The sequence below is a fragment of the Rhodococcus sp. JS3073 genome (genome assembly GCF_026810085.1).
Taxonomy (GTDB): Bacteria; Actinomycetota; Actinomycetes; order Mycobacteriales; family Mycobacteriaceae; genus Rhodococcus_F; species Rhodococcus_F wratislaviensis.
Genome location: NZ_CP113952.1, coordinates 970,169 through 983,499, shown reverse-complemented (window position 1 = coordinate 983,499; position 13,331 = coordinate 970,169). Strand labels below are relative to the sequence as shown.

Here is a 13,331-nt window from a genome sequence, read left to right as displayed (position 1 = left end):
TCAGGTGTGCAGAACGGGTGCCCCGGTGGTGAGCAGGTGGGCTGCGCGTTCCATGTGCTCAGTGATCGCCGCCTCGATCGCCTCAGGTGACCGGCTGGCGATAGCCTCGGCGATGTCGACGTGTTCGTCGACCGCCTCCATCGGCCACTCGTACTTGCTCTCGAGCCGGCCCAGGCACATCCGGGTCTCCACCAGCAGGGTTTGCGCCGATCGAATCAGTCTCGGGCTGCCCGATTCCTCGACCAGCACGGCGTGGAACAGGTGGTCGGCGTCGCTCATCGCGGCGTAGTCGCCCGCCTGCAGGGCGGAGCGCATCTGTTCGCAGGCGAGTTTGAGTCGGCGAACCGCCTTGTCGACGTCGCGGCTCAGTAGCAGCTTGGCGGCGAGGTTCTCGATGGCAGTGCGCATCGCGTAGATGTCGGCGACGTCCGCGTCGGAGTGCACGACGACGAACAGCCCCTTGTGCGGGTGGGTGACCAGCAATCCCTCGGCGACCAGCCGGGCCATGGCCTCGCGCAGCGGCCCGCGGCTGACTCCGAACGCCTGCGCGAGATCAGCTTCGGCGAGTTGGTTACCGGAGGCCAGTTCGCCACGGGCGATCGCCGCACGGAGGCGTTCGGCGATCATCTCGGGTCTCGATTTCGCCGTCACCGGGGCAAAGAACGCACTATCCAGCGCCATCTGTAATCAAACCTTTCCGGCCGGGGCGCCGTGAGCTGCAGGGACACCTCATCGTAGCACCGACCCTACGATTTTACGGTCGGATTGTTGACAATCCGATCGTAGCGTTGGTCTAATTACGTTACGCATTACAGCGCGGCGCCGCGGAGCGCCGGTTCAAAAGGAGAAATCGTGCGCAGCAAAGACCAATTCGAGGGAATTCAGCGTTCCCTGCAGCGGGCATGGATCAAGGGGGCCGGGTTCACCGACGAGGAACTCGAGCGACCCCTCATCCTCATCGCGAACACCTACCAGGACTTCTCCCCGGAGAATGCCCATCTGCGCACCCTCGCGGATGCCGTCAAGGCCGGTGTGCGGATGAACGGCGGAACGCCCATCGAGTTCAACACCTTCCACGTCACCGACAGCGAAGCCTTCGCCGCACGCAGCATGCGGTACGTGCTGCCGAGCCGCGATATCGTGGCCGACTCGATCGAGCTGATGGCCGAGGGACACGGAGTCGACGCGCTGGTGCTGCTCACCGGAGGTGACAAGCCCACCCCCGGCATGGTGATGGCAGCCGCCCGCCTGAACATCCCCACCATCCTTCTGTACTGCGGCCCGACCAAGTACGGCGAGTACCGCGGTAAGAAGCTCTTCCTCGAAACCGTCTACGACGGTGTGGGCGAGGCGATCCGCGGCGCGATCACCGAAGAGACCCTCAAGCACTGGGAGGACGAGTTGTTCCCCGGCCCCGGCGCCGGCGACACACTGACCTCCGGCAACACCGCCGGTATCTACACCGAGGCGCTCGGCCTGTCCCTGCCCGGTTCGGGCACACTGGCCGGCGGGACGAACAAGCAGATCCGCACCGCGAAGTACACCGGAATGCGCATCGTCGACCTATTCCGCGAGAACGTCCTGCCCAGCGACATCCTCACCCCCGCAGCGTTCGAGAACGCCCTACGCGTGGCCCTGGCCGTGTCCGGCTCCACCAACCTCGTGCTGCACTTCATCGCCATGGCCAAGGAAGCAGGCGTCACCGTCGACTTCGATCTGATCGACAAGATCGGCCGCGAAACCCCCACCCTGGCAAAACTCGCCCCTTCAGGCCCCTGGGGAGTCACCGAACTCGGCGAAGCCGGCGGTGTTCCTGCGGTGCTGAAGGAACTCGGCGACCTGATCAACCCGGATACCATCACCGTCTCCGGAAAGACCACCGGTGAGATCGCCACCGAGGCTGAGAACACCAATCCGGAACTGCTCGCCGCCCGGACCGACCCCCGCGCCCCAGAAGGGGCGATCTACATCCTCAAGGGTTCGCTCGCCCCGGAAGGCGCTGTCGTCAAGGCGTCCGGTGTCGCGAAGTCGATGTGGCAGTTCGAGGGCACGGCCAAAGTCTTCGAGAACGAGGAAGATGCCATTATGTCGGTCCTCGCCGGTGAGGTCACCGACGGCACTGCGATCATCATCCGCAACGAGGGCCCCAAGGGTGGGCCCGGCATGCGCGAGATGCTCGGCGCCACCTCCGCCGTCGTCGGCATGGGTCTGTCCGAGACCGTCGCCCTCATCACCGACGGCCGATTCTCCGGCGCCTCCCACGGCCCCGCCATCGGCTACGTCGGCCCGGAAGCTGCGAACGGTGGTCCGATCGCCCTGGTACAGGACGGCGACACGATCGTCATCGACCTCGACGAACGTCGGCTCGACCTCGCCGTCGACGATGCCGAACTCGACCGCCGCCGGGCCGCCTACGTCGCACCGGAACCGAACGTGACCCGCGGCTACCTATCCTTCTACGCCCAGCACGTCGCACCCGCAAACCAGGGCGCCGTGTTGCCCCGTTAACTAGCGCTCTTCGTGGGGCGCGGGCCGGTTCACACTCTTCTCGCGCCCCACGAAGCCCTAGGTCGTTGTGAGCGATGCTCCTGCGACAGCCTTCTTCGTGATGGTGCCGGCTGCCCGGTATGTACAACCACTCTCCCGGCACCATCACGAAGATCCTCTGTGCCGCACGATGTCCCATTGTCTGCGACAGCACAAATATCGATATTGACTGCCAAGGAACAGTTTTGGACACAAATAGTCAGCCACATTCTGAAGAAGACCGTGGCACAGAGGACGATATACGACACTACCGACGGAGACGCCATCAGCGGAGTCAACGTGCTCGCCGCGAGGATAACCCGCGCACGGAAGTTGGGGACATGATCGCCTTGGCCCGCGCTTGGGCACCCTACGGCGGGGCACCCGCATCCGAAATCTTCATCAAGTTCGGAATGTCACCTGATCGTTTCGACGCCTATATAAGAGGGATACTTCCGATCGGGTCTCGGTCCGAAATCGTTCAGGAAGTCAAAAACACATACCCGCCGTCCGCAGGCGGGAAAGATTAGTGCGAAATGTGGAACAGCCGTAGTAACAACGACATTCTCGACTTCGCGCTTCTCTGGGAACCGATCGGTGGGCCCACCCCGAGGGATATCACCGCCGCCTTCGCAATCGACATCACCGAGTACAAATGCCGACTAACGGCAGCTGTCGGGTTCCAGGTATCCCAACTTCGGAAAGGCGTCACCTCCCGTGAGTTCGTCTACGGGCTATCTGCGCTAGCGGCGCTTGATCGCAATCCACAGCGAGACGGTGCATACGAGCAACAGCACCTTCCATTGGCTCGTATCCGAAGCCAGGACCGTCAAGTTGCTTATCCCACGACGCACTAGTGACCGACTACCGTTCGGACACGTTGTTCGCTACAACGGACAACACAGCGTTCATGCTTCGATCACAGGACAACGACCCCAGACTTGATGAGGCCAATCGCAACACATGAGCGACGCCCCCATAGGCCGAGCTGCTCCACGGAAAGACTTCCCAGGCTTCCCGTGAATCCGCCCTGACGGGCTACGACTCTTGCCCATGACAAGACAACCAGAACATGCACCGTTGAGCCCGGCAGCGGGATTGCCGATCGCTCCGGCTGCGCTCATCCTGGCTGCTGACGCGTTGGACAGTCAGAAGTGTGGTCACAGCAGCTGAGATTCCTGAGCATTCGCCGCACGATCGAAACCTCTGGCATCTTCTCGTGATCTGTACGCGCTAGCCAGGCCGTCGTACTCGTCCTGCGTCGCGAGACCGGAACGGTCGCAATACAGACTGCGTCCGTCGACCCACATACCTAGGAGCACCCCGGTGACCAGAGCCGATCTGTCGGTCCACAGTCCTAATCTTCTCTCTTCGAACCCGTCCGACGAGGACGAGAACGAGCCCCGCGAGGAATGCGGAGTCTTCGGCGTCTGGGCGCCGGGAGAGGATGTGGCGAAACTCACCTACTACGGACTTTATGCTCTGCAGCACCGTGGGCAGGAAGCGGCGGGTATCGCCGTCGCCGACGGTTCGCAGGTGCTGGTCTTCAAGGACCTCGGGTTGGTCAGCCAGGTGTTCGACGAGCAGACCCTGGCAGCGATGCCGGGCCACGTCGCCGTCGGTCACTGTCGCTACTCCACCACGGGCTCGACCACGTGGGAGAACGCGCAGCCGATCTTCCGCACCACCGCCGCGGGCAGCGGCATCGCCCTCGGGCACAACGGCAACCTCGTCAACACGGCGGAGCTGGCGCAGCGCGCCCGTGAAGCCGGACTGGTCAACGACAAGCGCCCCGGCGGCGCCACGTCCGACTCGGACGTCGTCGGCGCCCTCCTCGCGCACGCCGCCGCCGACAGCACCATCGAGCAGGCGGCCATGAAGCTCCTGCCGACACTGCGCGGCGCGTTCTGCCTCACCTTCATGGACGAGCACACGCTCTACGCGGCCCGTGACCCGCACGGCATCCGCCCGCTGTGCCTCGGACGCCTGGACCGCGGCTGGGTCGTGGCCAGCGAGACGGCCGCACTCGACATCGTCGGCGCGTCCTTCGTCCGCGACATCGAGCCCGGCGAACTGCTCGCCATCGACGCCGACGGCGTCCGCTCCTCCCGCTTCGCGAACCCCGAGCCCAAGGGCTGCGTGTTCGAGTACGTGTACCTGGCCCGTCCGGACAGTGTCATCGCCGGACGTTCGGTGCATTCCACCCGCGTCGAGATCGGCCGTCGCCTCGCCACCGAGCACCCCGCCGAGGGCGACCTCGTCATCCCGGTCCCCGAGTCGGGCACTCCCGCAGCGGTCGGTTACGCGCAGGGGTCGGGCATTCCGTACGGCCAGGGTCTGATGAAGAACGCCTACGTCGGCCGCACCTTCATCCAGCCGTCGCAGACGATCCGTCAGCTCGGTATCCGCCTCAAGCTCAACCCCCTCAAGGAAGTCATCCGCGGCAAGCGCCTCGTGGTGGTGGACGACTCGATCGTCCGCGGCAACACCCAGCGCGCGCTCATCCGGATGCTCCGTGAGGCCGGCGCACTGGAGATCCATGTCCGGATCGCGTCGCCGCCGGTCAAATGGCCCTGCTTCTACGGCATCGACTTCGCCTCGCCGGCCGAACTGATCGCCAACGGCGCGGGCGGCGGTGGCGAACCCGGCAGCTTCGACGAGATGCTCGAAGGGGTGCGCCGTTCCATCGGCGCCGACACCCTCGGCTACATCTCCACCGAAGGCATGATCGCCGCGACCGAGCAGCCTGCGACACGACTGTGCGCGGCCTGCTTCGACGGCACGTACCCCATCGCGCTCCCCACGGAGACGTCGATCGGAAAGAACGTTCTCGAGGGAATGCTCGAGAGCGCGGCAGGCGGTCCCGCGACGCGGGAGAACGACAACGCGAACGCCCTCAGCCGCCCTTTGGAGGATTGTTGCTCATCTGTATAGCCACCCACCACGGGCGTCGCCAGGAACGCCGCCGCAGCGTCATTGATCACCGCCGCACCGGGGATCGTGTTGTGTGTAAAGTCCACGCGGGCTGGAGGTTCCCCTCTACCTGGCCGGGCAGAGGTTAGCTGTCCGGACGTGCTTGCGTGGGTACATCCGCCCTCCCGGAACGATGTTCAGCAGACCGAACCTGATGGCGGATGCAGTCTCAAATGGTTCTGCATTTTCACGATCACCCCGCCGTCGTGGCGGGTCATCGACGCAGATGTGCGGTCGGTAGCCGGCGCCGCGCTGCATCCAACATCTCCTGCGCCTTGGCACGCTGACTGGGATGCATCTGCCGAAGCGTCAGCTGTGCCGTGTGCTCCCGCATCGCTTCGTAGAAATCAAAGCCCAGTTTGTGTTCGAACTCAGCCATCGGAGCGTCCAGCTTCTTGGCCTCGAGGAATTCCCGTAGCGAACAGGGAAACGGGTCGTCGTTACAGTGGGCGCGCCACTCGCGCAGGAGGACTGCGATGTTTTCGCCGCGGTGGTAGGCAAGACCTTCCAGGATCCGCAGGTCGCGGCGGGTGATGATCGTCGGCGGCAGCGCCGATCCGTCGAACTCAGCCACGAGCGGCCGCGCATAGGTGAGCATCAGCCGCTCGATGAATCCATTGCACGGCATCCCGTCCTCGGGTGCGAGGACGAGTGGAACGAACGTCGTGCGTTCGTCGACTCGGACTCCGTTCGCATCCCATCCTCGGTCGCGGAACTGTCGGATCGTCGAGGTCAATTGCAGGAACTTCTTCTCGCTGAACTTTGTTCGTACCTCGGTGTGGAACTCTTCGATCGAGCCGCTGCCCTCGGCAAAACACTGGAGCAGATGTCGGTTGTTTGCGTCGATCAACACGCAGGTCTCATCGCGAACGTATGCCCAATCACAGACACTTTCGGTTTCGCCCTTCCGGATCTGGAAGGCTTTCATCATTTCGTCCTCGGAGATCACTCCGCCGCCGCCTCCGGACCCGGCGAAGCCGCTGATCCGGTGCAGTGTCTCCCCCACCCGCTGCTCGAAGACGTGGTTCATCGCGCCACGGAACCGCGTCGATCTGCCCTCGTCCTTAGCCTTCAGGACTTCGTTCACATCAACGAAGGGCAGCTGCCCGAAGAACCGCCGAACGAAGTACTGCAGGCGCAATAGCAGCACCGAACCGTCCGGCAAGCGCATGAACGGGTACATCTGCAGTTTGTAGCGGGTCCACGGTGTCCCGTCGCCGCTGTTTCGTTCCTCGGAAAGCTGGTCTTGCAACTCGTCGAGCGTCAACGTGCAGCGTTCGAGGAAGATCTCGACCATCTCGGGGGTCGCTCCCATCGATCGCAGCTGAAGATCCGGGTGGAACGAGATGAGCTTGTCGTTGCTGACGAGGTTCCAGATCGCCCATCCCACGCTGAGGAAATCGTCGAGTTCGACGCCGATGACGTCTTTGAACAGGTCGGCCGGCCCATGTCCCATATCGCGGATCAGTCCTCGCCCCGTGGTGGCTGGCCACGGCTGTCGCCACGTCTGATCGACCTCGGCCGCGAGGGTTTCGAAGGTGTCGGGATGATTGAACGACTGTTGCGCGATGTAGTTGAGCGTGAACGCGTTCTCGATGTTGTTCCAGTCGGTTGAGGGGCCGATGCTCTGGTCGTTGTCCTGGTTGATACTCAGTACGCATCGGGCGAGTTCGAGCGCGGGTAGCGCCACTTCTCCGCCGGGATCACCGAACTCGATGACTTCCTTGATGCATTGCATGAGAGCCGTGGGGCACAGGATCAGGTGGCCGCGCCGGAGGTGCTTGCGCAGATCCGCGCGAAGGGGTCGTGGCACGGTGCCGGTCCATGTCTTCTCCACTCGCCCCCATGAGTTGGTGATGACGGACAGGTCGAGGTCGGCGAGGAGGCGGCTGATCGTTGCGAGTGTCGGGACCACACCAGCCCGCGCCCACACCTCTTGCCGCTTCGTAAGATCCATGTGCTCTTCGAGAACATCGGATGCGACGACAAGTCGAGTCATCTGCGGTTCGATGGCGTTTGTCATCGGGCGGTTCCCCTATCACGGTTCGGACGGCCGCATAATTATTGCTGGTCGTCGGGCCGACACCTTCGGAACCGAAATGCCGCATGGTGCCCATACGTGAGACACCGTGCGAGGCGGGTGTCACGCCGGAGGGGAACGAATGTGCGTGAAACCGGGGTCGTAGCCTGAGTTGCTGTGGGGTACACATCCGAACCCGGCTTGGACCTGACGCTGCTTCGCGGGCTGCGCACTCCGTCGGCGAAATCCGGCCCGGCGACCATCGACGCCATCCTTCCGCGGATCGAGGCGCACCTCGCACGACGGGTACGTCGCGTTCTCCGGCGGCAAGGACTCCCTCGTCGTCCTCGACCTGGCCCGCCGCGCCGAACCGGATGTGCCGGTGGTGTTCTTCGACTCCGGCCTCGACTACCCCGAAACCTACGACTACCTCAACGAACTCGCACACACCTGGCGGCTGGACCTGCACCGCATCCCCACCGACCCGCCACTACTGCAGGTGCTCGCCGACTCCGGACTCTGGGATCATTCCGCCCCCACCGACGGTGCGACCGCGAGGGTCGATCTCCACAACGTCCTGAACACTCAACCCGCCCGTCGCGCGCACTCATTGCTGGGGCCGGGTGAGCTGTGGGGTGTGCGTGCCGATGAATCCGCCGCCCGCCGCATGCTGTACACCCGCGGTGGCCGCCCGGACGGCGTCATCGCCCGCGGCGACGGCACCACCCCGTACGGGCCGATCTGGAACTGGACCACCGACGACGTCTGGGCACACATCGCCCGCCACCGGCTCCCGGTAAATCCCGTCTACGCCAAAACTCCGTGAGCTGGGTGTCCCCGAACAGCAGCACCGCCTCTCCCACCTCATCGATGGTGGCCACCTCGACCGCGGTCGGCTGACCTGGCTCCGCCGCGGGTGGCCCACCCTCTTCGAGCAACTCGTCGATGTACTCCCCCGCATCCGACAACTGAGCTAGGAAATGTCGCCGGGGGATGTCGAGAACCCGCACGCGGCTTCGTCCCCGGAGTGAAACGGCCATAATGGGCCGCACCGCACGCAAGGAGAACATGATGGCCAAGTACCTGCTGCTCAAGCACTACCGTGGCGCGCCGGCATCGGTCAACGACGTGCCCATGGACCGGTGGACGCCGGAGGAGATCTCGGCCCACGTGCAGTACATGAACGACTTCGCCGCCCGGCTCGAGGGCACCGGCGAGTTCGTCGACAGTCAGGCACTTTCCGCGGAGGGCATGTTCGTCCGCTACGACGGCGAGGGACGACCGCCGGTCACCGACGGCCCGTTCGCGGAGACCAAGGACCTGATCGCCGGCTGGATGGTGATCGACGTCGACACCCACGAGCGGGCACTCGAGCTGGCCGGCGAGTTGTCCGCGGCCCCGGGGGCGGGCGGGAAACCGATCCACGAGTGGCTCGAGGTGCGCCCCTTCCTGACCGCCGCACCGACCACTACGGAATGCGGTTTTCACCAGGGATGATGACACGTCCCCCGAGCCTCTGCTCGCGATGCCGCGGGTCGCTCGAACAACGCGGGCTGTCAAGTACATAAGCAAGAATGGGCTAGAGTTTTGGGCACTGCGGATCTGTTGACCGGAGGCGTCGTCACCCCTTCTCTGGGTTGGTTTCTCCGGTTTCTTCTTTCGCGCGGAGCTCCACACCCAGGCGTAGTTTCAGCTCGCGGCGGGCTCGCTGCTTCGGGGTCTCCTCCGGCTCGGGCTCATCATCAACCGGACGGAACGTCGCCCTCCCCAGCTTGATGTCCGGGTGCACCACCAGCTCGGGGCGGCCCAGATACATGCCCCGGCCGGTTTCGATCTCGAACACCACATCCCGCTCCCCGAGCGTGGCATCGAGTTCGCGAGCGGCGTGGGTGGCCATCGTGTGCCGGTCGAAATCCAATCGGGATCCCGGCTGCAGGGTCGCGGGCAGATTCGACGCCTGCTGCGGCACCTGGTGTGGGAGGGTGACCGCGCAGTAGAGGATGTGGCCGCGGTCGTTGAACCGTTCGGTGGTCTGAATGGCCCGGTCCACGCGCTGGACCTGGGAACGCATCTTCTCGTCGAGTTGCTGAGCGTCACCGCGCGCCTTCGACAGTGCTTCACCGACGGTGTTCCACCGGTCCGGGTCGCTGACCAGGGTCTGTACGGCGGTGTAGCCGACCTTTGGCAACTGCGACTGCGCCTTGTGCTTGTTCACCGACCGCACCTTGCGTTGCCGTGAACTCGGCGGCTGGCGAATCGAATCCGGAATCGGCAGCTCCCGGCGCTTGCGCTCGGACACCTCGGGAAACGTCGCGCGCGGGAAGGCACGCTCGATGTCCTTGCGGGCCCGGGTGAACGCCGCATCCTCGACCATCCGGTCCAGCTGCCGAGCCCCCTCACGCTCCCGAGTGCGGTCGTCATAGGTGGCGGCCGGCCGATAGCCGGCCGACTTGGCCGCCGGAATGGTGCTGGTGCCGGCCTCCGGGTCCAGGCGGGTCGGTGTTGCGTCCGGGCTGAGGCTGTACGCCACCGATTTTTCCTCTCCCCGCTTCGATCTCACCCCGAGATGACTAAGCGTGGCAGGCATGAGTGTCCCAATTGACGGCCTGCCACGCTCGGACCCAACCGCAAGGTGGGTCTGCTGTGGGAGCAGCATTCCGGTGACCAAACCAGTGGCTCGCTCCCACGTGCACTGCCAGCGTCTCCGCCAGCACCTTGAGCTTACCGGAGGACTCCGCGGCGGAGCTGAGGGCGGGTCGCCGTGGAAGCTCGGTCAAGGTAGCCGAAAGAATGACGTACGGGAAACGACATCATGAGGTCGTCTCCGTGGCTGGGTCAAGGAGACTGTCAGAGTAGTGCTGTGCGAGGACCCACCGCCCGCCGTGTTGCCATTCGTAGTTCACCCCGCCTTGTCCGTCAGTGTACGTCCAGCGAAGGGTCGCGGTCCGGCGTGCACCGTTTACAGTGACGGTGGCGTAAGCCTCCGCCATCGCCGCGCCTTTGTGGTGGATGCGATGCAGGGTCCACTCCGAAAGCGAGTGTCTGCTGTAGAGGCGTTTGGCCAGTTCGGCTCTCTTGCCGACCGTGGTGCGGTTCCTGCCGGGGTTCATGAAGTGGCCGCCGAGCAGCCCCCATTGCCCACGCTCCCACTGTTGTAGGAAGTCGATGCAGGTGCGGTCGAGGTCGGTACGCTCGTCATCTATTTCGCTGACGTCGTGCTGATGTTCAGTCCATGCCCGCAGGAGTCGCCTGTTGGCTTGAAGCTCGCGAGCCTGCTCGAGGAGTTCGGCCCTGGTGGGCGTCGCTTTGGGCGGTCGGGCGCGCTTCTCGCGACTACGCGCCCAATCGGCTAGCGCGAACAGTCGGTTCCACGCTTTCGCCGCAATGACATCGTTGTCGAAGTTGACGACCATCCCGTGCATAATGCCGTTGCGATACAGCTCGGTGGCATCTGCTGTGTCGGTCTTGTAGCAGCCCTTGAGGAAGGTTCGGTGCGCGTGGGTCAGGCCGAGGTGGTGCCCGGCGACGCTATCCCAGGGCACCATGTCCTCGGGCGGGCGGGCGTTGAGGTTCTTCCGGTCATTTATGTCGACGTCTTGGACGAAACCGTCCATTACCGCGAGAAGTACCAGCACGGTGCTGTAGTACCGTCCGGCACGGAAGTCCTTGAGTGCCAATTCAATAAGCGTCATCCGGGGCTTCAAAGCCGTGATCTTGTTGAGCAGCAGTAGCGCAAAGTCGATCCGGTCGTTCGCCTTGTAGTAGTCGATGAGTTTTCGTTCGGCCTCAGCAGGATCTGTAGAGGTCTCGAGGATTTGTTCAACATCGGTGAGACGCAGATCGTCGGTGAAGATCCAGTTCCTCTCGCCGAGGAGCGCGTAGAAGGCATCGACCATGTCCACGACCTTGCGGTAGTTCCTCTCGGCCGCCTCGATCTCCTCGCGCTTCGCAGGGGAAAACGATCCGCGCCAACTCCGGTACAGGGCGAGCTGCGCTTCGATCTCCTTTAACGACGGGAGATCACCGGCCGACCCGTACGGCGTCGGAGGATTCTGGCTGGTCATGGCAGGGACAATAGCTCCCGTGTCGGACAACAGCACTGTTGCGATCGCTTCCAGCATTCTGTCGAGTCGCGACGGACGGACATCTCGCATGCCGCCTCTACCTCGACACCGACCCGCAAGCGATTCCCGTGCCTCTGCAGGTAGTCACCTGCCCTCACTACCTACTATCGGCCGTCGACGGCAGAGCCGAGATGCACCATTGCCACGACGGCCTGACCCGGCCTACAATTTTGTACTACAGAAATCGTTAATTTTGTAGTACAGTATTCGTGTGGCAGTCGAATGGGCGAACAGCGCGGACAAGCACGGGATCGACCACGAGGACGCGTTGCATGCGATCGAGAACGCGCTCTACGTCGAGCAGGAGTTCGACGAACCCCACGTACCGGGTCACGCGAAGCCTTGGCTGTTCATCGGTCCCCCGCGGACACTGGGTGGGCCGCTGCTCGAAGTGATGGTGGAGATCGTTCCGCCGAGGGGCATGGTGGTCTTCCACGTGATGGAGGCGCGAGAAAAGCACCTGGCCCGGATGCGAGACCATCCCTGATCCGTCAGGTCCCGGGAGCGAACACGCCCGGTATCCCAACCCGATGCACCACCCACCACGCAGGTATCCGAAAAATCGCCCAGCACCACCACCTAAAAGAGGTGACATACCGATGAACAGCAACGATAAGAACACCGATTACGACGAGCTCGCCGAGTGGGCCGAGCACGACATGACGCTGCCGAAGGACTCGGCCACCGCCAAGCGCGGCGACGACGCCGCCGCCGCGGGTAAGGCCCTGCTCGAGAGGGTCGGCGCCGGCCGCCCGTCCCTGGCCAAGGACGCGGGCATCAGCGGCGCCTCACCCAAACGCCAAGTCCGGCTGCCACAGCCGCTGAGCAACAAACTCGACGAACTCGCACAGCGTCAGCACCGCAAGCCCAGCGAACTCATGCGCGAGGCAGTCGAGGAATACATCCAGAAGCACTCCGCCTAGAACACGCTCTGTTCATCGCGTCAGGTTGACGATGCAGGTGTCGAGGGCTTGGACGATTTCGTCACCGGGGGAGATTCTCAGGGGGGCGGTGCTGGCCTTGGGCCAGGTGGTGGTGTTGCGGGCACCGCCGGTCGACGAGTAGACGGCGCCGTTCGCGATCACCCAGACGTCGGAGCGGTTCTTCATCTTGCCGGTCGTGTCGACGGTGGTGCCGCCGAGGAAGGTGTACGGGCCGGAGTCGATCACCGTGCCATTGATGAGGGAAAGGCCGGACGCGGAGAACCCTGACTCGACGAGGGCCACGAGCGTTTCGTTCGCCGGGGCGCAGCGCGCGTCGGAAGCGGGAACCGCGGGTCGCGGCGCCGGGGCAGGGGCCTGCGTCGTCGGTGCGGCCGCGGCCGGTGGAGTGGTCGACGAGAGGGTACCGCCGATGTCGTTGTGGGCCGGGTCGTGGTGGCCTGTGTTGTTGTGGCGGTCGTTGTCGCCGCCGCGGCCGCCGGCTTGTCGTCTTTCTTGTCACCGCCACCGAAGACTGAACCGAAAATCCCCATGACCACCAGCACTGCCGCCAGAATCAGCAGGACCCTCAATGCCGTCGCAAGAGCTACCGGCATCCGGGAGGCGAAAGCTTGCCGTTCCCGGTGAGCCCGTGATGCTGTAGCCGCCTCCTTCATTCGGGGAGGTGCTCGGCACGAACTGGGGACGGTTGGGCGCCAGCTGGCAACGGGACGAGGACTCGCATCCCTGCGGTTAGCAGTCCCGCCA

The 13,331-nt window shown here is 64.2% G+C and carries 10 protein-coding genes and 2 pseudogenes; 7 read left to right on the top strand and 5 right to left on the bottom strand.

Annotation, left to right across the window (positions count from 1 at the left end; genetic code table 11):
- Positions 1-681: a GntR family transcriptional regulator gene (locus OYT95_RS42400; RefSeq protein ID WP_268792503.1), complete on the bottom strand. Its 681-nt coding sequence runs from the start codon at positions 679-681 to the stop codon at positions 1-3.
- Positions 682-852: 171 nt separating this feature from the next.
- Between OYT95_RS42400 and ilvD the strand changes: the two genes are divergently transcribed.
- The gene (ilvD, locus tag OYT95_RS42395; RefSeq protein WP_268792502.1) at positions 853-2,508 is read left to right on the top strand and encodes a dihydroxy-acid dehydratase; all 1,656 of its coding nucleotides are present in this window, start codon (positions 853-855) and stop codon (positions 2,506-2,508) included.
- Positions 2,509-3,852: 1,344 nt separating this feature from the next.
- Positions 3,853-5,460: an amidophosphoribosyltransferase gene (purF, locus tag OYT95_RS42390; RefSeq protein ID WP_268792501.1), complete on the top strand. Its 1,608-nt coding sequence runs from the start codon at positions 3,853-3,855 to the stop codon at positions 5,458-5,460.
- Between the two features lie 253 nt (positions 5,461-5,713).
- On the opposite strand, the gene OYT95_RS42385 is transcribed toward purF, so the two are convergent.
- A complete protein-coding gene (locus OYT95_RS42385) occupies positions 5,714-7,522 on the bottom strand; it encodes a hypothetical protein (RefSeq protein ID WP_268792500.1) in 1,809 nt (602 codons plus the stop codon).
- Between the two features lie 174 nt (positions 7,523-7,696).
- Between OYT95_RS42385 and OYT95_RS42380 the strand changes: the two are divergent.
- Together OYT95_RS42380 and OYT95_RS42375 are read left to right on the top strand one after the other, a co-directional pair.
- Positions 7,697-8,496: pseudogene (locus OYT95_RS42380) on the top strand (phosphoadenosine phosphosulfate reductase domain-containing protein).
- 64 nt (positions 8,497-8,560) lie between these two features.
- Positions 8,561-9,016 (top strand): YciI family protein, encoded by a 456-nt coding sequence (locus OYT95_RS42375; protein ID WP_268792499.1) that lies wholly within the window; start codon positions 8,561-8,563, stop codon positions 9,014-9,016.
- A 124-nt stretch (positions 9,017-9,140) separates the two neighbouring features.
- On the opposite strand, the gene OYT95_RS42370 is transcribed toward OYT95_RS42375, so the two are convergent.
- Both OYT95_RS42370 and OYT95_RS42365 read right to left on the bottom strand, forming a co-directional pair.
- Positions 9,141-10,049 carry a hypothetical protein gene (locus OYT95_RS42370; RefSeq protein WP_268792498.1) on the bottom strand — a complete coding sequence of 303 codons (909 nt, stop codon included), beginning with the start codon at positions 10,047-10,049 and terminating at the stop codon, positions 9,141-9,143.
- 280 nt (positions 10,050-10,329) lie between these two features.
- Positions 10,330-11,583, bottom strand: coding sequence for a hypothetical protein (locus OYT95_RS42365; RefSeq protein ID WP_268792497.1), 1,254 nt, complete (start codon positions 11,581-11,583; stop codon positions 10,330-10,332).
- A 77-nt stretch (positions 11,584-11,660) separates the two neighbouring features.
- Here OYT95_RS42365 and OYT95_RS42360 point away from each other — a divergent pair.
- The 3 genes and pseudogenes from OYT95_RS42360 to OYT95_RS42350 form a co-directional block, all read left to right on the top strand.
- Positions 11,661-11,799: pseudogene (locus tag OYT95_RS42360) on the top strand (N-formylglutamate amidohydrolase); the annotation flags it as partial.
- Between the two features lie 55 nt (positions 11,800-11,854).
- A complete protein-coding gene (locus tag OYT95_RS42355) occupies positions 11,855-12,130 on the top strand; it encodes a hypothetical protein (RefSeq protein ID WP_268792496.1) in 276 nt (91 codons plus the stop codon).
- A gap of 112 nt (positions 12,131-12,242) precedes the next feature.
- Positions 12,243-12,566 carry a ribbon-helix-helix domain-containing protein gene (locus tag OYT95_RS42350; RefSeq protein ID WP_268792495.1) on the top strand — a complete coding sequence of 108 codons (324 nt, stop codon included), beginning with the start codon at positions 12,243-12,245 and terminating at the stop codon, positions 12,564-12,566.
- Positions 12,567-12,578: 12 nt separating this feature from the next.
- Here OYT95_RS42350 and OYT95_RS42345 read toward each other — a convergent pair whose 3' ends face one another.
- A complete protein-coding gene (locus OYT95_RS42345) occupies positions 12,579-12,869 on the bottom strand; it encodes a hypothetical protein (protein ID WP_268792494.1) in 291 nt (96 codons plus the stop codon).
- Positions 12,870-13,331 lie beyond the last annotated feature (462 nt).